The following is a 19,974-nucleotide window of genomic DNA, read 5'->3' on the forward strand; positions in this document are numbered from 1 at the left end:
ACGACATTTCTAGCGATCGAACTATGGCAACTATCAACGACAACTACCTCAAACTCAAAGCCGGCTACCTGTTTCCCGAAATTGGGCGCAGGGTGAAAGCCTATGCAGAGGCGAATCCGGAAGCGCCCATCATTCGGCTGGGGATTGGCGACGTAACTGAACCGCTACCGGCTGCTTGTCGGGAGGCGATGGTGAAGGCGGTGGAAGACATGGGCTCGCGGGATACCTTTAAAGGATACGGCCCGGAACAAGGTTATGAGTGGCTGCGGGAGAAAATTGCCGAGCACGATTTTAAGTCGCGGGGATGCGATGTTGATGCTTCGGAAATCTTTATTTCTGATGGTTCTAAGTGCGATTGCGGCAATATTCTCGATATTTTTGGCAACAATAACACGATCGCAGTTACCGATCCAGTTTATCCAGTGTATGTAGACACTAACGTGATGGCTGGACACACGGGAGATGCGAACGAAAATGGCGAATACGGCGGCTTAGTTTACCTGCCAATTACAGCAGAAAACAATTTTACTGCGGAAATTCCCACCGACAAAAAAGTCGATTTAATTTACTTGTGTTTCCCGAATAACCCGACGGGGGCAACTGCAACCAAGGAACACTTGCAAGCTTGGGTAAATTATGCTAAAGCTAACGGTTCGATTATTTTCTTCGATGCGGCTTACGAAGCCTATATTACCGATCCGAGTTTACCGCATTCTATCTACGAAATTGAGGGTGCGCGGGATTGTGCGATCGAATTTCGTTCTTTTTCCAAAAATGCTGGTTTTACGGGTACTCGCTGTGCGCTAACAGTTGTACCGAAGACTTTGACTGGAAAAGCAGCCGACGGTTCCGATGTCGAAATTTGGAAGTTGTGGAACCGCCGCCAATCTACTAAATTTAACGGAGTTTCTTACATCGTGCAGCGCGGTGCTGAGGCGGTTTATTCTGAGGCAGGCAAGGCACAAATTCAGGCATTAGTCAATTTTTACATGGAAAATGCTGCGATTATTCGCGAGAAATTGACAGCGGCGGGAATCGAGGTTTTTGGTGGCGAAAATGCACCTTATGTGTGGGTGAAAACGCCTCACGGTTTGTCGAGTTGGGATTTCTTTCAGAAGTTGCTGGAAACTTGCAATGTAGTGGGAACACCCGGTTCTGGTTTTGGTGCGGCGGGCGAGGGTTATTTCCGCATTTCGGCCTTTAACAGTCGGGAGAATGTGGAAGAGGCGATGAGACGGATTGTGGAGAAGTTTAAGGTGTAAAAGGGCGAGAGATAAGTCTTTTTGGGGCGGGCTCTTCGGCCCACCCCACAAGAATTTGATGTGTTGTGGAACAGGCATCTTGCCTGTTCATGAAAATAGTAAAAGATGTGAGTTATAATCTAAAATGATTGTGGCTCAGCGTTTCAATAAAAAATGCAAGCTAACACCAGGAGTTTTTATGCACTTGCTACGAGTTCAAGTTCCTGATTTTCGCGGTTTAAAAAATATAGACATCACTTTTGAAAAAGATTTTTTTCCTAACATTTTTCCGCTGGGTAGTCAAAATGGTGGCGGTAAAAGTACGCTATTACAGTTGATTTTTGTATTGTTACACTGTTCAGTTGATGATGAGAAAAAACGGTTTTTAGCAAATCTGCTTCAGGGATTTAAAATTTATGATGGGGAAGACAAACGAGTCTTAGCCGTAATTGACATTTGGGATGGAGAAAAAGTTGTCAAACTTCAATTCATTTCTTATAAAGATTATTATGTAAAAAAAATATTAGACTTAGATAGTAAAAAGGAAACTATAGAGGAAGAATATCTGTGTTTTTCGACCTTAAAAAAATTCAAAAATGTCACGGCTTACCTACTCAAACAAATTTCATTAAATCCGCAAAGAAATGAAGAACAGATAGTAACATCTCGAAAAGAACATAAAAAGCTTGAGGTAATTAGTGAGGAAATTATTAAATATTTAGAATCAGAAGATATGACATATATATGTAACTATTCAAGTGACCGAAATTCTCATGATAAGCGAGATGAAGCTTTATTATGTCATTTCAATAATATAGATAGCAAAGAAACAGAATGTTTTTTTAATGAGTTGTCACATAAAATATTTTTGGCAGCCCCGTCCACGCAAATATTTCTATTTTTTTCGCAAGATTATAGAAAACTCTTATTTGGAACCTCAAATGAAGAAGATAGGAATTACTATGGGATACTGGAATCGGCAAAATCTAAATTAAAATGCTTATTTACCTATGATTTCCTTGCTGTAGAGCTACTTATTGAATTATTTAGAACTGCTCGCGATCTCGACTTCAGAGAAGCGATTAAAACAGGTATCTATGGAAACAACTATCAAACTCTAATTAAGGAATTAAATCTGCTGTTGGGAAATAAAAGAATAAATTTAAATGAAGATTTTTCGGGTATCAACTTTAAATTATATAATAATGGTGAAACTCTAGAACTATATCCAGACGATTTAAGTCACGGCGAACTCAAAAGACTCAGCATTTATATATGGCTTAAGTCTCGCAACATAGAAGATGCTATCGTTTTGATGGATGAAGTTGAAATTGCTTTTCATCCAGATTGGCAATATCAAATTATATCAGACCTTAAAGAGTGGGCTCCCAGCAATCAATATATTCTGGCAACTCACTCCTACGCATTGTGTGAAGCTTTGACACCAGCTCACGTTAAAGAAATTGAGCCAAAACTTATCAAACAAGAATCTAATATTACAAATGAGTCTTAGTCCACAACAGCTAAAAAAACATTGTGAGGCAATTCTTCAATCTCGCAGAATTAAAAACAAAATTGTGGTATTGTGCGAAGGTGATATTCGGAAAACCCAGGGTAGAGAGTCACCTCAAGCTTATAAAGCAATGGAGCAAATGCCTGATGCCAACTTTTATAAGGCTTGCGTTCCGACATGGTGGAGACAGAAGTTACCGGAATTTTTCAACTGCGGCGATCGCAAAGATGTATTAGACACCTACTCTACTCTTTCAATATTACACGAACAGGATACGAAGAATTCATATTTAGATCCCGATCGACTTTTTGCAATGATAGATTTAGACTTGCAACTGCAAACGATCGACAATTATATTTTTACCGATACAGAAGCAATTTTTCGCAATCTTTACGAAAAATCGCAGGTGAAAGAGCAAAATGCAACACAGCACCGGATCTGGATTACAGGTTTGATTCATAAAGAAGCATATTTTCTGGCACCTGAACTTCAACCAATATTTGACAATTGTTGTAACAAGCCGATTTATAAGGGAAATCCTGCGGGACTCGCAAATATTTATCTGGATATGGCTGATGCAATTTGTAGGGACTTGGATTTACAGAACAACCTACAGAGAGCCTTCGATCGCATTAGTTACTGTTCGGGATTGGATTGTACTGAAGTTCAAGCATTTCAGGCTTCGTGGAAAGAGCGGTTTCAAAATGCTGTAGATGAAACGCATAAGAACCAGTCGATCGCAGTTTTGCTGACAATTAAAAAAGCTAAGGATTATTGGCATCAAATTAAGCCATTTGGTGACTTTAGCCGGGAAGATTGGGTATTTAGAGAGCAACTCTCGCTAGAAATTGGGAGATTTTATTCAGAGCAAAGTAGTGATGTTAAGTCTCATATTCCTTTTTTTTTCAAAACATTGTATGAGTTTGTTTGAATAAAACGCCTCAATTATAATATTCCATTTTCTATCCATCAGCATCGCTGGGATAACCAAATTGATCTGGCAACTCATCGACAGTAATTTGCAAAATCTTTAACAATTTCTTGAACTGAACTGGCGTTAGCTTCGGTACCGATCGCCCGGATTCCCAGTTGCTTACCGTCATTTCCGTAACTCCAAGTGCTTTTGCTAGCTGTTTTTGAGTCATAAACCGCTTAACTCTGAGTCTCTTTAGTGGTGAACGCTCGGATTTTTTAAACATTTCCATAAGCTAATTGACCCTGACCGTAAATTGATTTACGCTTACCCTAAATTGATTTACGCTTACCCTAAATTGATTTACGCTTACCCTAAATTGATTTGCTCTAGGCAAATACAGAAACATCAGATAGTATTGTTTTAACAAATTGTGATTTACGGGAATAGCGGTCTTTTCTTTCATTAGAAATTGTACGCGGTTTTACCGTTACAAAGCATCAAACCTATCCAAAATTATTTGTCAAAGCTATGTTGCAAGATTCATCATCGAACCAAACATCGCCGAATGTTTTAACCAACCAAACCTTTGAGGCCGATCGCGAAGCAGTCCGTCACGTCATCATCGGTTCGCCGCTGGGGGTACGCCGAACTATCCACCAACTGCACGCATTGCGCTACGAGGAAGCTGTTCGTTGGACTCATCCGATCGCCATTCCCGACAATCGCATCATTATTACACCCGATCGGGGAGAAATCATGAGTCTTTTAGTCAAATTAATCCGGCTGCAATGAAGTCATAAATGTGCGATCGATCTTTCTAGAATTGAGTCAAAAGTGCGATCGCTAATCTCTTCTCGTTGCCCGTGCTAAACTCAACAGATATATCCAAAAACTCTTGTGGGGTAGGCATCCTGCCTGCCCTTGGCACAAACTTAACAACTAGCTCGCAATTCAGCTTATGATTGTTATCACCCCCGTCCTAAAACCCGTTAGCCAAATAACGCTTTCTCCCGGTAGTGTCGTAACTATTCCCAATATAACTTGGCTGGAATTTGAGTCGATTTTGCAGGAATTAGGAGAAAAACGAAGAACTAGAATTGCCTACAGCAAGAGTACCTTAGAAATCATGGTTCCCTTACCAGAACACGAAAGGCCGAAAGATTTAATTTCCGATATTGTAAAAATTTTACTCAAGTCAGCGGGCAGAAGATATGAACCCTTTGGTTCTACTACTTTCAAACGGGAAGGTGCAGCAGGAGTTGAACCTGATGCTTGCTTTTATATTCTAAATTATCAGCGGATGATTGGCCGCCGCCGACTTTTACCGGACGATCCGCCGCCCGATTTGGCAATTGAGACGGATGTAACTTCTAAAACTAAGATCGATGCCTATAAAATTATTGGAGTTCCAGAAGTGTGGGTTTATGACAGCGGCAGACTTCGCATTTATTTGCTGCAAGATGGAGAGTATGTAGAATCCGATATGAGTCCGAATTTTCCAGAAATCGCGATCGCACAACTGATTCCTGCTACAGTAGAACGTGCTTGGCAGGTTGGAAATTTGCAAGCGCTAGAAGAATTTGAAAGTGCGATCCTCTCCGAGGGCTTCGCTAACGGCTAAACTCGTAGGAGACGTTACGCACTTCGCACTTCGCCTCCAAAAAATCACACACTTACTGCCAAATTGTCAACCCCTAAAGGTCGATAAATTGTATCTCTTTGCTGATAATCCCGCCCCAAAGAACTAATCGCATTTTGCAAATCTTCGACAGATTGACAACTGCCGCCAACCGCACCGGCCATTGTAGTAATGTGCTCTTCCATCAATGTACCGCCGATGTCGTTGCAGCCCCATTTCAGCGCTTCTGTAGCTCCATCTAAACCTAATTTTACCCAACTCGGTTGGTGATTGGAAATCAAATTTCCCAAGAAGATTCTCGATACAGCGGTGAGTAACAATGTATCTGCTAAAATTGGTTGGTCGCGGCCGACTCGACTCCGCAAAGGAGCCGGTGCTTGCTGTCCGACAAATGGTAGTAAAATAAATTCTGTAATGCGTGCTGGATAGTTTTGGTCGATCGCAGTTTGTTGGAGCGATCGCACTTTTTCTAAATGCAAAACCTGCTGTTCGGCAGTCTCAATATGCCCGCAAAGCATCGTACTCGTTGTCGGCAAACCCAGACTGTGAGCAGTTCCCACAATTTCCAGCCAAGTTGCCGAATTTAGTTTTTCCGGGCAAATTACCCGTCGCACAGAATCGTCGAGAACTTCTGCTGCGGTTCCCGGCATCGAACCAACTCCCGCATCCTGCAAAGCCGAAATTACATAGCTGAAACAGAGATTATCTTCTCGGGCAATAAATTCTATCTCTTGAGGTGAAAAAGCGTGCAAGTGCAACTGAGGAAACTTATCCTTAATAGTTTTCACCAATTGCACATAATAAGGCAAAGATGCGCCGTTCAGCTTAGCTTGAAGATTTAAGCCGCCCTGCATACAAATTTCCGTGGCACCCCGCTGCACTGCATCAGTTGCCTTTTCCTGAATTTGAGCTGCATCTAACCAAAAAGCGCCCTCATCTCCCTCGTCACGGCGGAATGCACAAAAACTGCAATGCTGCTCGCAAATATTGGTGAAGTTAATATTGCGGTTGATAACATAGGTGACAGTATCCCCTGATTGTCGGCGGCGGAGCAAATCAGCGGTTGTTTGAATAGAAGCTCGCGCGTCTGGGTCTCTTTGCTGCAAAAGGATCAAGGCCTCTGCCGCAGAGATGTTATAACCTTGTAAAGCTCGATCGAGAATTGCATCCACAGTTTTTTTGTTAGCTAAGCTACAGAATTGCTGCCTAGAATTAAGGCGTTTTTATATTTTAACGAATCAACTATAGAGGAACGATTTTCTAAAATCTCAAGTCTTACCAAACCATCCTTTATTTTCTGGACACTGAAATGATCGGAGTCAACCAAGTAAATCAGTTATTGCCAGTGCCGTCTGGGCCTTTGGAAATTCCTGCTGTAGAGACTTTCAATTCAAATTTTACAGACGCAGGCACACCGCCAATTTATTTTTCCCTGGTCATTCCCACCTACAACGAGTGCAAGAATGTCAAGAGTATTGTGGAAAAATTGAGCCTCTTGCTCGATGGCAGTATTCCCGGCAACTACGAATTAATTGTAGTTGATGACGACAGCCCCGATCGCACCTGGGAAGTTGCCCTGTCCCTGACACCGGAATATCCGCAATTGCGGGTAATGCGCCGGGAAGAGGAGCGGGGACTTTCCACAGCAGTAATTCGCGGGTGGCAGGCAGCTCGGGGCGAGGTTTTGGGCGTCATCGATGCCGACTTGCAGCATCCCCCGGAGACGCTGTTGCAGCTTTTAGCAGAAATTCAGCGGGGAGCAGATTTAGCTGCTGCGAGCCGTCACGTTGCCGAGGGCGGGGTGAGCGACTGGAGCGTTGTCAGGCGATTTTTATCGCGGGGCGCTCAAACTCTGGGGTTGGTGATCCTGCCGGGAGTCGTGGGCCGAGTTTCCGATCCTATGAGCGGGTATTTTATGGTGCGTCGCAGTTGCATAGCAGGCAAAACCATGAATCCTGCTGGTTACAAAATATTGATTGAAGTGCTCGGCAGGGGGGACATCCGCTGGATTGGAGAAGTTGGTTACGTGTTTCAGGAACGGCAAGAAGGCGAGAGCAAAGTTACTTGGAAACAGTATATTGAGTATTTGCGACATTTGCTTCGGTTGCGGTTTGCCCGCTGGCCGATGGGCAAGTTTCTGCGGTTTGGCATCGTGGGTTTCAGCGGCGTGTTTGTGAATATGGGGGTTTTGTACGTGCTGCGGGATATCCTCAATTGGGAACTGACTCGCAGTCTGATCGTTGCTGCTGAATTGGCAATTATCAGTAACTTTTTGTGGAATGATTTGTGGACTTTTGGCGATATTTCTAAGCGGCAGCCAGGAAAGCGCCAGCGATTGAAACGGCTGTTGAAATTTAATACGATTTGCTTGATGGGTTTGATTTTGAATGTGCTGCTGGTTAATTTGCTGTTTAATGTTTTTGGGATGAATGAATATTTGGCTAATTTAATTGCGATCGCTGCTGTGACTCTGTGGAACTTCTGGATTAATATGAAGTTGAGCTGGCGGGTAACGGAAGTAGATAGGTAATTGGTAATCGGTAATTAGTAATTAGTAATCGATCGTTGATAAAATGACTGATGGCTAATGACTAATGACTAATTGCTCTTCTTCCCTATGCCTTTGAATGACTGAATTAATGATCAAGAACAAACAACTGTTGTTGCTATTGCTGTGGACGGCGATCGCCTTTATTTTGCGCTTTGCCAATTTGGACTCGAAACCGCTGTGGACGGACGAGTTTTCGACTCTAGTTTTTAGTTTGGGCAACAGTTTTCGAGGGGTGCCACTCGATCGCGCGATCGACCTTTCTACATTATTACAACCGCTACAATTGCGTCCCAATGCTGGCATTGCAGATGTTCTAAACCATTTGCTGCTAGAAAGCAACCATCCACCAGTGTATTTTATGCTCGCCCACTGGTGGATGCGACTGTTTGGGCCGACCGAGGATAGTTTAGTTTGGATTGGGCGAGCTCTTCCTGCATTATTGGGCGTGATTTCAGTTCCTGCTATCTACTTTTTGGGCAAATTTACTTTTAGTTCTCGTTTAGTCGGTCAATGTGCGGCCGCGATGATGGCAGTTTCTCCCTACGGCATTTATCTCGCTCAAGAAGCTCGCCATTACACTTTAGGAATCTTATTAGTTGTTGCCTCTCTTTTTTGCTTGACATTAGCTGCCAAAAAGCTACAGCAGCGCGCTCCATTGCCTATTTGGGCGGTGCTGCTTTGGGTAGTTGTTAATTGTTTAGGAATTGCGGTTCACTACTTTTTTGCACTGACTTTGTGTGCCGAAGCAATAGCATTAATTGCGGTAATCTGGCAGCAGTTTAATGGAAAGTTGGCAATTTTAAACAGCCAGCAGCCTAATATTTGGCAATTTCAAATTCTGTGGCGACTGTTCGCAGTAGCGATGGGTACTTTGGCTGGCGGTTTAGTTTGGCTGCCGGTATTTTTGTCAAATAAATACGGCAACGAACTAACTAATTGGATTGTCAGCGGCGATCGCACATTTATAGATTGGATCGGGCCGATTTTTCAAGCTTTAGCTGGATGGATCACTGTGATGTCTTTGCTGCCGGTGGAATCGCCAAATTTGGCAGTAGTAGTTGCATCGGCGATCGCAATGACAATATTTTTTATATTGGTGCTTCCCCTACTGCGAGGCGCTCTTAAAACTTCATTAAAAACAAGCGATAGTCGTTTAGGTACTGTTATTTTCGGCGGATTTGTGCTAGGAGCAATTTTCCTATTTTTCAGCTTTGCATATATTCTAGGGATTGACCTAACTCGCGGCGCTCGATACAATTTCGTCTACTTTCCGGGAGTAATATTGCTTTTAGGAGCAACCTTGGCGGTTATTTTTAACACACCTACAACAAAAAGTCAATGGTTTAATTTACCTGCTGTGGAAATTGCTGGCAAAAAAGCAGTTCTGCTAATTTTAGCAATGGGTTTTTTTAGCGGTGTCACAGTAAATTCCAATCTCGGCTACCGCAAATATTACAAACCCGACCTTTTAATTCCGGTTATCCGCGAATTATCGAAAGTTCCCGTCCTAATTGCCACTACTCAAAAGACTCATGTAGAAATAGGAGAGTTGATGGGGATAGGGTGGGAATGGGAAAGAAGTTCGGTAACGGATTTTGTAGCGGGTGTAACGGATGTTAGGAAGAAAGAAGAAGTTAAAGCCTTTGATTCTCCGCTGTTTCTTTTAGCTAATCAGAAAAGGGATGCACCACAAATAGCGGCAGATACACTTGACAAAACGCTCAGTCAATTAGAACGTCCGCTTGATTTGTGGCTGGTTAATTTTCGCGCACCTGTCAATCTAGAACCACAAAAATGTCAGCTTGAATCGCGCGAGTTGCCTGCGGTGGATGGGTATGAATATCAAGTTTATCATTGTTCTTGAGTTGGCGATCGCCCGCAACGACAGTCCGATCGACTAGAAAGAGCGATCGATAAATTTATGACTCAATAAACTGACATTGCTAAATAAAGCTATTACCAATAAGCATCACCCCGCTGATGTAGATGTAGGGTGCGCTGGGCGCACCTTACCGCTATCAATACAATCGGGACTGTTCGATGTAACGCTAAGAGTCAGCGGCAAAATGTTTAATTAAGACGCTCATCACTTCACCGGGATTTTGAGTTGGGACAAGCGGACTCCAGTCAGAAACGCAGGCAAAATTATCGCGGTGAAAAGAATGAATGACGCGGGAAACAACAGGACGAGAACTGATAATGAAAAGTTTCAAGAGTTCTCGGTTAACTGAAGTTTGCAAGTTTGGTTCTTTAGCAGAGGGCTGATTGAGTTCGGTAGTTGGATTTTCTGGCCCAACCTCGAAAGCAAGTATTAATTCGGTATGGGGTAGCATTTGCCGGATGACTTTCAGGGAAGATTCTGCTTCGCTGCGGCTGCGAAATTGCGCAACGGGTAAGCGCTGAAAGTTGGGCAGGAGTCGGTAAATAATCCAGGCATTCGGAGTTTCTGGGGCGTTCATGGCTGTATTCTAAATTGGGTATGTTTGCCCATAGGAATGTGACAGACTTGCACGCGATTGCGAGCGCGATCGAGCATCGAGCTACTGCAATCAATATGCGTCCTAATTGATGATTTTTTCTCGATCGCTCTGCCGCGATCGAAAACTATATCTAGTTGAGCAATGACGCTATATTAAACCAGAAATAAATACGAAACTAAAGTATTTACAAATTTTAACATAATTTATTTGTAGTAGTAAATTGTTTATTTAAGCGCTCAAATTAGGCGCTTAAATTAGGTATTAAAATTAGGCGGTTATCATGCAATGGCGAGCAATAAAAAACGTTATATAGGGTCAATCGACAAACAACCACGCTATAATTGATGTAAGTTTTGGGAAAAACTGCAATGTTAAATTACAACTTGCCGAGGTACTTGCCCTCAGCCGATGAACTGCCAGACTCGGACGAAACGCCTGTGGATAACGAACTTCAAGAACTAATACCGGGGTTGCTAAAAGCGATATTGCTCATACTTTGGGCAGAACGCATGGACTGGTTTTTTGGCATAGATATGGGTATCTATTATCACCCTGAAAAAGCTCCAATTGTCCCCGACGGTTTCTTGAGTTTAGGAGTAGAACGGTTTTACGATGAAGAATTGCGTCCCAGTTACGTGCTGTGGGATGAAAATGTTGTGCCAACTTTGGTGCTGGAAGTCGTTTCCAAAAAGTATCGCAAGGAATACAGCACAAAGTTGGAGGAATATCAAGCTTTAGGCGTGCTTTATTACATTATCTATTCATCTGGCCGCCGTCGCAAACCCCGTTTGGAAGTACATAAGTTAGTTAATGGGAAGTATGAATTACAGTCGGGATATCCAGTTTGGATGCCAGAAATTGGTTTGGGAATTGGTTGTGAAAGGGGAAATTATTCTGGGGTGACGAGGGAGTGGCTGTATTGGTACGATGCAGATGGAAAACGTTATCTGACTCCTGAAGAACAGGTGAACAGATTAGCACAAAAATTGCGGGAGTTAGGAATCGATCCAAATAGTCTGAGGTGAAGTAATTATTATAGCGATGATTGGGTAAAGCCGACATTTCTATATTCTTCCGGTAGGAAGGGAGTAAGTTTTTAATCTTTCCTAACGCTATCGGGCACCCCCACCGCCGAAATACCCGATATCGCCTTTAAGTTTTGACACCGAATCAACTCATTAAAATCCAAACTGCGCCCTTCAATTTGCGCCACAGCCTCGATCGCCCCCAGCAAATGTCCGGCCGCTTCGGCTTCGTTGTAACCGCGCCTTCCCGCTACTCTAATCGCCCCTTCGTCAGCATCTAACTCTACTTGAGAACTGCGGTTGTCGCGCCAAATTCGAGTCATGGCCAGTCCCGTCAAACCGCCCGCGATCGCAGTGCCGATCGCATCTCCCTGCAACAATTCTACAACAGTCCCGACAATTCCCGCCAAAGCCGCACCTTGATAAATATCCGGTTTAAACCACTTAAAATTGCACAGAAAACTTACATTCCGCAATAGCAGTAAATCCCGCTGCGGCTTAGATAGCAGCCGCCACAAATCAAAATTAATATAAATCGGGCGAGATTGATTCCAAGGCAAAGGAAAATCGCAGTCAATTACCGTTGATTGTTGGGGCTTATTAATAATTTTACACGTCATGCGGCCGGAGGCTGGCATCACATCTAACAGGCGGCGAATTTCTGGATCTGGATTCATATTTTTTGGGAAGTGGTTATTGGTAATTAGATTTATTGCAGAAAATTTTGATTAATATGTCAACCGCAGATTCAAGGCAGATAAACTCAGATAAACGCAGATAATTTTTAGATTGTTTGGGAATGCTTGCAATTTGAGTCTAATCTGTAGGGACACGGCCTTGCCGTGTCCTTGTCCCGTAGCTCATTTAAGGACTTTTCTTAGAGTCAGATTTGGGACATTATTGAGCTTTCGGAGTTGCTTTTTCAGTCTTCGGCGAAGGCTTCGGACTGGAAATTGCTGGGGCAACTGATGGCTTTGAATTCGCGGCTGGGGATGGCAGTGGTTTGGGAGAATCAGGGGCTGTTAGCGGGGCAGCAGGGGCTGTTTTAGCGCCTAAAATGCTGGCGTCTCCGGTGTCGAAGGTGCCCGCGATGCAAGCGATCATCATTGTCGCTAAGGTGCCGACAAATAATGCTTTCCAACCGAGCTCGGAAATGTCTTTGCGGCGGGATGGAATTAGGGCGATCGTGCCGCCGACAAATATGCCGACGGAGGCTAAGTGGGCGAAGCCGGAAAGGGCGTAACTGACTATTAAAACTGTACGGTCGCTCACCAGTCCTTTTGCCGATGCTTCTGCTAAACTTTGATAGGGCGGAATGGCTGTTTCTAACAGCCTGCGACCGATGATTACTGATGCTTGCCAAGAGTCGTCAATGGAGACTCCTGTTAATAGCGTCAGGGGATAAAATAAAAATCCCATAATGTTGGCTAAGGTGACAACTTTGAACAAGTCACCAATTGGGCCGGGCAAAATTGCCAGCCAACCAAAGAATTGATTGATTAAGGAAACTAAGCCTAAAATTAAAATCAAAACAGCGGCAATAGCTACTGCCATTTTTACACCGTCCAATGCACCAATTATCGCTGCATCGAGAGGGCTGACTCGTTCGATGGGTTCTCCCCCAACAGTCTCTTGTGGGATCGCTTCGCCGTCCATTTCGGAAATTTCTTCGCCCACAAACTCGCGGCCTTTAGGCTTCCGTTCTTCCTTGGGAATGCCGCCCATTGTCAGCGGCACGCCTGTTTCGGGTACTAAGATTTTGGAGAGAACAAAACAAGCGGGAATGGCGATAATTGAAGCTGAAACTAAGTGTCCTAAAATATTGGGAAAAACTGGCTTGAGAAAACTAACGTAAATTGCTAAAGTTGAAGAAGCTGCCGTCCCAAAACAGCAAGAGAGGATTGCACAAAGTTCCGAACGAGTCATTTTCGGCAAATAAGGCTTGACGACAATTGCCGCTTCAATTCCTACGAAGATATTAGCAGCGCCGCTGAGGGCTTCTGCGCCGCTCAACCGCATTGTCGTATAAAAGATTTTGGCAAAAAGTTCGGTGATAATTTGAATCACGCCGATGTTGTATAGCAAGGCCATGAGGCCTGAAAAAAAGATGACTGTCGGTAAAGCTCGAAAGGCAAAAATATATCCTAAATTAACTGCAGGCTCTTTACCAGGTATTGGTACAACATTACTCCCGAATACAAATCTCGCTCCAGCATCAGCAGCGGTGAATACTCCATCCAGTAAGCTAGTAAACCACTCTAGGGCGATGCGAGTTGGGGGGAACAGGAATACTAAAAATCCTAAGACTAATTGCAGTCCAATGCCCCAGATGATGACGCGCCAGGGAATATACTTGGACTGTCGGTTTTCTGAAAAAATCCAGGCGATCGCACACAAGCCAAAAATGCCCAGAAACGAGATAAGATTGTAGATAGACATGAGCCTAGTCCTTGAAATAGTTGAGAATGCCGATCGACGGTTTGCACCACATCAGTTATACTATTCATCTGACGGCAAATACTAAAAAAAATAACGGGCAGATGAATTACGCACTCAACAGCGTACTTATGTCATTGCTTAGGTCATTCCGAAGTCTGCGGATCTTTAGCAACCCTTGATTTGCCGTAATTACCAGCAGTTTAGATAGAAACTCTAACACATGGAAGCTTTTGCTCCACATCCTCCTGAATGGACTGCGACGGCGGTTCACGCTAATGAGTTTTGCTGCCCCAAGTGCGGCGCTAGCTGTACGGATGCCACTGAGGTCTGGATTAATCGCCGATCGCCAGTATATACCGAGTTCAACCGTCGCAAGTGGCAAGAATTTTACCGCTGCCAGTGCGATGGCGTGTGGTGGGCCTGGAGTAACGATAGGCCTCCTTCTGAATTTGTGCGTCGCGATCAGAGCTCGGAGGAGGGATCGGATGAGGGCCCGGATGACGGCCCTGATGATGATTTTTAGAACGGTGACAGAATTTTTGCTTTTCGCTTTTCGATTTTTTTATTTAAAATTAGGGTAAGGTGCGCGGCCCGGCGCACCCTACATTTAGATAAGTTAACGCCAGTTATCAACTAATTGATCACGTCAAGTATTCCCTTGACTACGCCTTCCATGACTCTTTCAATTAAGCTCAATTCATTTTCGCCGATCGACTCATTTAAAAGCATTGACTGAATTCGCTGTCTGTCATTGCGAGTCAGTTCGCCTGACGAAAATATCTGCTCAACTATTTGTTCAGTTAGAAATGGGAAAGCTGGAGTTTGCATGGTTGATCTCTAAAAGCATCAGTATTTTGTTTTTAACTGTATTAGAGGAGCCAGTTATTGTGTGGGTTTTTACTTTCTCACCCCATCCGTGCTCCAATCATAGGAGTCTGGGGGGATTTTGTCAATACACTTGTTACAGATCAATACAAAATTTGCCTTAAATTTCCGACATTCTGGCAACGGGTGGTTTTGGAGTGCGATCGACCCCCGGCCGTGGCGGTATTCGATCGACCTTTTTAAGTTTATTGGCACTTTGGCGGAACATTACAGCTCAAAAAAAATCAAAACGAGAAGAGATTAAAATTGGTAATGGAGAATTAGCTTTTCTGAATTCCCTCTTCCTTCCGGCTAATGACTAATGACTGAGAACTAATGACTAATGACTAATAGCTTCCTCCAATGACCTATTTTCGTTCTGCTCTAATTTTGACATTAGGTTTTGGGCTGCTACCGCTAGCAGTGCGATCGCAACCTGTCGTTCCCGCTACTGACGGCACGAATACTGTTGTTAAGTCCGAGCAAAATCGCACAGACATTAGCGGCGGACAACTGTCTGGAAACGGGGGAAATCTGTTTCACAGCTTCAGCCAATTTAATCTCAGCGAAGGTCAAATAGCTAATTTTTTAACTAATCCAAATATTCAAAATATTTTAGGGCGGATTTCCGGTGGCGATGTTTCCGTCATTAACGGTCTGATTTCTGTAACCGGTGGCAACTCGAATTTATTCTTAATGAATCCGGCGGGAATTGTCTTCGGTCAAAATGCTAGATTAAACGTGCCGGGGTCGTTTTTGGCGACAACTGCTACAGGTATTGGTTTCGGCGATCGCTGGTTTAATTCTAGCGGAATTAATGATTACAAAGCTTTACTGGGAAATCCCAATCAACTTAATTTTAATAACTTACAAGTTGGTACAATTGTCAATGCGGGAAACTTAGCCGTGGGCACCGGACAAAGTTTAACTTTGGTCGGTGGCACAGTTATTAATACAGGTCAATTATCCGCTCCCAACGGTCAAATTACTGTGGCTGCTGTTCCGGGAAAAAATGCAGTCCGTATCAGTCAAATCGGCAATTTATTGAGTTTAGAAATTACTCCGTCTTTGCATTCGGAAAAAGATGCGATCGCCCCGGTTTCTTGGCCTCAGTTGCTGACGGGCCCCGGCGTAGCGTCAGCCACAGGTTTAACGACTAACGAACAAGGTCAATTGGTACTGACTGGCGGCCAAACAGTGGGGATAAATGGGGGAAGTGCGATCGTCTCCGGTTCTGTAAATGTATTTGCTCCTTCTGGGAATGCTGGCGGCACAGTTAATATTTTAGGGGAAAAAGTCGGACTGTTCGGCGCAAATATCGATGCTTCCGGGACGAACGGCGGAGGTACTGTGCGCGTCGGAGGCGGTTTCCGGGGGATGGAACCTGTTCCGAACGCACTGGTAACTTATGTTAGTCCTGATTCTACGATCGCAGCCAACGCGATCGACCGCGGCAATGGCGGCACTGCGGTAATTTGGTCAGACAATACAACTCGCTTCTTCGGCAAGATTAGTGCTCGCGGGGGCATCGCCGCAGGTAACGGCGGAAGAGTAGAAGTTTCCGGCAAAAATGCTTTAACTTTCCAAGGAGAGGTCGATACCCGCGCAACTAACGGTGCGATCGGCAATTTGTTGCTAGATCCGGCAAATATTAGGATCGTCAGCGGTAACGGCGACAGCAGCGCGCCATCAACCGCTGGCGGACTCGAAGCGGCACCAGAACCTAATGAAACATCGATCTCAGAAGTGCAGTTGGAACAGATGGCGGCCGGCAGCAACGTGGTTCTAGAAACCCCCGGCTACATCACCCTCCAAGACTTGCCCGATAACAAACTTTCGCTGCAAGCGATCGCGGGAGACAGCGTAACATTTAGATCGGGCGGAGTGTTTTTTGTCAATGACCCCAACGATTTAATCGAGACTCAAGGTGGCAACATCAACTTTTTTGCCAGCAGCATCTCTCTGGGCGGACTCAATGCTAACGGCGGGAATATCGCTCTCACTGCTAACGGCATTGACTTTAGGGGCGGCAGCAATTCCGTCAGCAGTGCGGGGGGAACAATTCGCTTGCAACCCAACGATAACCGAGCAATTCGGATCGGTGGCACTGGCGATATTTTGGGCATTTTAGACTTGACGGCAAGGGATCTCGGCGCTTTGGCGGGGAGTTTCGGCTCGATCGCGATCGGGCGCGAAAACGGTAGCAGCTCGTCGATCGCGATCGTCGCACCCATTACCTTCAACAGCCCGCTGACACTTCAAGGCAGCTCGATCGCGATCGACAATCCCCTGAGCACAACCGGCAGCGCTAGCTTGACTCTCGACGCGCCCAAAACCGATCTCAACGCCAACATTGCGACATCTGGCGGCGATCTCACTTTTACAGGAAACGCATCCCTCAATGCTGACGTGGCTTTGATCGCGGAAGTTACCGGCAACATTCTGTTCTCCGGTAGCCTAGACGGAGCTCGCGCCCTGAGACTAGACGCTCAGCGAGTGCTGTTCGGCGGTACAGTCGGTCAAGCTGCACCGCTGGCGAGTTTGTACGTCCACGCCGACAGTACCGAGGTTTCGGGCAATATTGCGACATCTGGCGACATGACTTTCAACAGTAACGTCACAGTCGATCGCACCGCCGCCCTAGCCGCCACTACCGGCAATATCGCTTTTGCCAATACCCTCGACAGCACGCCGGGCCGAGCTAATAATTTGACGCTGCGCGCTGGCGGCAACATTACTTTTGAGGGCCTAGTCGGTCAAACTCAGAGGTTGGGCCTGCTCTCGGCTGATGCTGCTAGCGTGACGGCTGCTTCCACAATTACAGCCCGCAGTTTGAGCGTTAACGCGCGAGATTCTGTTACCTTCGGGGGGGAGAGTACGGCCGCTTTGGGAGCCGATATCAAGGCAGAAAATGTCCTCTTAGAGGGTAATTTAAGGACGGATGGCGGCAGCGTGAACCTGCAAGGAAGCGGCGAGGTTCGGACTGGTAATATTACCTCGAACGGTGGGAGGATTCGGGTTGAGGGAAATACTGTTTCAGCAGGTGCGATCGACTCTTCATCGGCAACGGGAACTGGAGGCGCGATCGCTCTCCAAAGCAATGCCGGCCCTTTAACTGCGGGAGCTTTGAACGCTTCCGGGGCGATCGGGGGAAATATTGCTGTCACCTCTTCATCGGGCATTTCGGCTCTCGATCTCAACTCCAGCAGCACTTCAAACGGCAACGGCGGGGGCGTTTCCCTGAGCGCGACTGATAACATTCAGTTGGGCTTTATCAACGCTCAAGGCGGCACTGGTGGTACTGGCGGCAGCGTTGAGGTGACAACCCTCGGTTTGTTTCGCTCGAACAATGTTTTCAACGATATAGCGGGCAATTTTTCCAGTATTTCTACTGCCGGAGGTGCAGGAGCGGGGAGGATCGCAATTCGCCACGGAGGCGCTATCGATCGACCGTTTGTAGTTGGGGGCGCGATCGACAATGGAACCCTGGGAAGCATTAATGCTGGCGCGGGAAACGCCATTTTGCCCACTTTTTCTTTTGGACAAACTTACACCCAAGGAAGTTTACCAAATCAGATTTCCCTAATTACACCGGGCCCGCCCTCTACTCCTCCACCAACCCCCGAACCAATTGCTGCACCAATTCCCGCACCGATTTCCGCACCAATTCCCGCACCGCCTGTAGTGCCAGTAGTCCCCGTAAATCCCGATCCGGCGCTGTCACTTCCTGCATCTGTGCAAGTAGAATTGCGATCGCGAAGTCGAGACAAAACTTCCCAAATTAACCCGGATATTTTCCTTCCTTCTCGCAGATTCGATTCGGTAGAGTCGGGAGTTTTAGCATATGAGAAAACCTTTACTCGCGAATACGAAAAATATCTAGACTTGCCTGCAAGAAGACCGATTAGTAATATGTCAGTTATTTACGAAAATCTTCGCAAAAACGAAGAAATTACCGGAATTAAATCGGCAATTATTTATATGAATTGGGTCAGCAGAGCGGATGCAGGCGCCGCCAAACAAAATGATTCTGTAGTGGTGGCCAGTCAGGATTTATCTAATCTATTGCCTGTGAGAACCAACCTCGCATCCCATCCCCCTCATCCCTTAGAACATAACTTGACCCAGAGGTTGCAGCCGGATGGCAAAGAAGTTTCCGATGTTCCTAACGGGGAGCATTTAGAATTAGTGTTAGTAACAGCTAACGCTGAACCGAGGCGCGTTTTAATTCCAGCGACAACACGCTGGCAGGTGTTGCAACTAGCTGACGCATTTCAAAGCGAAATAACTAATCCCCGCAAAAGAAGCAGCATTAGTTATTTGGATACGGCGCAAAAACTTTATCGGTGGTTAGTTGCGCCAGTTGCCACAGAATTGGCAGCTTTAAAGATTGACAATTTAATTGTAATTCCGGCAGCAGGTTTGCGGAGCGTGCCGTTTGCGGCCCTTCACGACGGCAAAGGCTTTTTAGTTGAGAAATACAGCATTAGCGTGATGCCGAGTCTGAGTTTAACTGATATCGGCTACGACAATATTGCTGATGATGAAATTTTGGCGATGGGGGCGTCGGTATTTGAAGATAAAGCGCCATTACCGGCGGTGCCGGTGGAGTTAGAGTCGATCGCGCCGCCCGATCGCGGAAAATCATTTTTGAATCAAGATTTTACTCTCGGAAATTTGCAAGCTCAGCGGGCAAATCGGCCTTTTGGCATCATTCACTTAGCAACTCACAGCGAATTCCAGCCTGGGGAACCGAAAAATTCTTACATTCAGTTGTGGGATACTAAATTGCGTATCGATCAAATGCGGCAGTTGCGGTGGAATGAACCGCCGGTGAATCTGTTAGTTTTAAGCGCGTGCAGTACCGCTTTGGGCGACGAAGAGGCGGAGTTGGGGTTTGCGGGCTTGGCGGTAGCTAGCGGTGCTAAATCGGCTTTGGCGAGTTTGTGGGAAGTCAGCGATGAGGGGACTTTGGGGCTGATGACGGAGTTTTACCGCCAGTTGCGAACCCCCAGACGCGGTGGCAATTTGATGATTAAAGCGGAGGCTTTGCGGCGCGCGCAATTGGAGATGCTGCAGGGGCGCGTGCGGATTCAAGACGGGATGCTGCGAGTCGAAGGGCTTTCTACGAGTCTAACTTTGCCTCCGGAAATTGCGGCGCGGGGCGATCGAGTGCTTTTGCATCCTTATTATTGGGCCGCCTTTACAATGATTGGCAATCCTTGGTAATATAGCGATCGCAAATCATTCATAAATCGATAGAGAATTCGAGCGAGCAGCAGTTCAATTCAGTGTTGGTTCAAAAA

At 45.5% G+C, this 19,974-nt stretch carries 16 protein-coding genes; 10 read left to right on the plus strand and 6 right to left on the minus strand.

Annotated elements, in window-relative coordinates; genetic code table 11:
* The first annotated feature begins 23 nt into the window (after positions 1–23).
* From QUA33_RS09010 to QUA33_RS09020, 3 genes are all read left to right on the plus strand, one after another.
* The gene (locus QUA33_RS09010; protein WP_333148201.1) at positions 24–1,262 is read left to right on the plus strand and encodes an LL-diaminopimelate aminotransferase; all 1,239 of its coding nucleotides are present in this window, start codon (positions 24–26) and stop codon (positions 1,260–1,262) included.
* Positions 1,263–1,392: 130 nt separating this feature from the next.
* Positions 1,393–2,754, plus strand: coding sequence for an AAA family ATPase (locus tag QUA33_RS09015; protein WP_333148203.1), 1,362 nt, complete (start codon positions 1,393–1,395; stop codon positions 2,752–2,754).
* A complete protein-coding gene (locus QUA33_RS09020) occupies positions 2,744–3,685 on the plus strand; it encodes a hypothetical protein (RefSeq protein WP_333148205.1) in 942 nt (313 codons plus the stop codon). Before QUA33_RS09015 ends, QUA33_RS09020 begins: the two co-directional genes overlap by 11 nt.
* A 31-nt stretch (positions 3,686–3,716) precedes the next feature.
* Here the strand turns inward: QUA33_RS09020 and QUA33_RS09025 are convergent, their stop codons facing one another.
* Entirely contained in the window at positions 3,717–3,959 is a 243-nt protein-coding gene (locus QUA33_RS09025; protein ID WP_333148207.1) for a helix-turn-helix transcriptional regulator, read from the minus strand.
* A 239-nt stretch (positions 3,960–4,198) separates the two neighbouring features.
* Between QUA33_RS09025 and QUA33_RS09030 the strand changes: the two genes are divergently transcribed.
* Both QUA33_RS09030 and QUA33_RS09035 read left to right on the plus strand, forming a co-directional pair.
* The gene (locus QUA33_RS09030; RefSeq protein WP_333148209.1) at positions 4,199–4,462 is read left to right on the plus strand and encodes a hypothetical protein; all 264 of its coding nucleotides are present in this window, start codon (positions 4,199–4,201) and stop codon (positions 4,460–4,462) included.
* A 166-nt stretch (positions 4,463–4,628) separates the two neighbouring features.
* Positions 4,629–5,291, plus strand: coding sequence for a Uma2 family endonuclease (locus QUA33_RS09035; protein ID WP_333148211.1), 663 nt, complete (start codon positions 4,629–4,631; stop codon positions 5,289–5,291).
* 44 nt (positions 5,292–5,335) lie between these two features.
* Here the strand turns inward: QUA33_RS09035 and cofH are convergent, their stop codons facing one another.
* Positions 5,336–6,481: a 7,8-didemethyl-8-hydroxy-5-deazariboflavin synthase subunit CofH gene (gene cofH / locus QUA33_RS09040; protein ID WP_333148213.1), complete on the minus strand. Its 1,146-nt coding sequence runs from the start codon at positions 6,479–6,481 to the stop codon at positions 5,336–5,338.
* A 137-nt stretch (positions 6,482–6,618) separates the two neighbouring features.
* Here cofH and QUA33_RS09045 point away from each other — a divergent pair, with 137 nt between their 5' ends.
* A complete protein-coding gene (locus QUA33_RS09045) occupies positions 6,619–7,839 on the plus strand; it encodes a glycosyltransferase (RefSeq protein WP_445243227.1) in 1,221 nt (406 codons plus the stop codon).
* A gap of 109 nt (positions 7,840–7,948) precedes the next feature.
* Positions 7,949–9,724: a glycosyltransferase family 39 protein gene (locus tag QUA33_RS09050; protein ID WP_333148215.1), complete on the plus strand. Its 1,776-nt coding sequence runs from the start codon at positions 7,949–7,951 to the stop codon at positions 9,722–9,724.
* Between the two features lie 184 nt (positions 9,725–9,908).
* Here QUA33_RS09050 and QUA33_RS09055 read toward each other — a convergent pair whose 3' ends face one another.
* Positions 9,909–10,319 carry a hypothetical protein gene (locus QUA33_RS09055; protein WP_333148217.1) on the minus strand — a complete coding sequence of 137 codons (411 nt, stop codon included), beginning with the start codon at positions 10,317–10,319 and terminating at the stop codon, positions 9,909–9,911.
* Between the two features lie 389 nt (positions 10,320–10,708).
* Between QUA33_RS09055 and QUA33_RS09060 the strand changes: the two genes are divergently transcribed.
* Positions 10,709–11,365, plus strand: a complete 657-nt coding sequence (locus QUA33_RS09060) for a Uma2 family endonuclease (protein WP_333148219.1) — start codon at positions 10,709–10,711, stop codon at positions 11,363–11,365.
* A 71-nt stretch (positions 11,366–11,436) separates the two neighbouring features.
* Here QUA33_RS09060 and QUA33_RS09065 read toward each other — a convergent pair whose 3' ends face one another.
* Entirely contained in the window at positions 11,437–12,042 is a 606-nt protein-coding gene (locus tag QUA33_RS09065; protein ID WP_333148221.1) for a DUF3318 domain-containing protein, read from the minus strand.
* 220 nt (positions 12,043–12,262) lie between these two features.
* On the minus strand, positions 12,263–13,804 hold the full coding sequence (locus QUA33_RS09070; RefSeq protein WP_333148223.1) for a nucleoside transporter C-terminal domain-containing protein: 1,542 nt from the start codon (positions 13,802–13,804) through the stop codon (positions 12,263–12,265).
* 220 nt (positions 13,805–14,024) lie between these two features.
* On the opposite strand from QUA33_RS09070, the gene QUA33_RS09075 reads away from it, so the two are divergent.
* Positions 14,025–14,327 (plus strand): hypothetical protein, encoded by a 303-nt coding sequence (locus QUA33_RS09075; RefSeq protein ID WP_333148225.1) that lies wholly within the window; start codon positions 14,025–14,027, stop codon positions 14,325–14,327.
* Positions 14,328–14,437: 110 nt separating this feature from the next.
* Here QUA33_RS09075 and QUA33_RS09080 read toward each other — a convergent pair whose 3' ends face one another.
* Positions 14,438–14,632 (minus strand): hypothetical protein, encoded by a 195-nt coding sequence (locus tag QUA33_RS09080; RefSeq protein ID WP_333148227.1) that lies wholly within the window; start codon positions 14,630–14,632, stop codon positions 14,438–14,440.
* 399 nt (positions 14,633–15,031) lie between these two features.
* Here QUA33_RS09080 and QUA33_RS09085 point away from each other — a divergent pair, with 399 nt between their 5' ends.
* Positions 15,032–19,897 (plus strand): CHAT domain-containing protein, encoded by a 4,866-nt coding sequence (locus QUA33_RS09085; protein ID WP_333148229.1) that lies wholly within the window; start codon positions 15,032–15,034, stop codon positions 19,895–19,897.
* The last annotated feature ends 77 nt before the right edge of the window (positions 19,898–19,974 follow it).

Source organism: Microcoleus sp. Pol14D4 (assembly GCF_036701245.1).
Taxonomy (GTDB): Bacteria; Cyanobacteriota; Cyanobacteriia; order Cyanobacteriales; family Microcoleaceae; genus Microcoleus.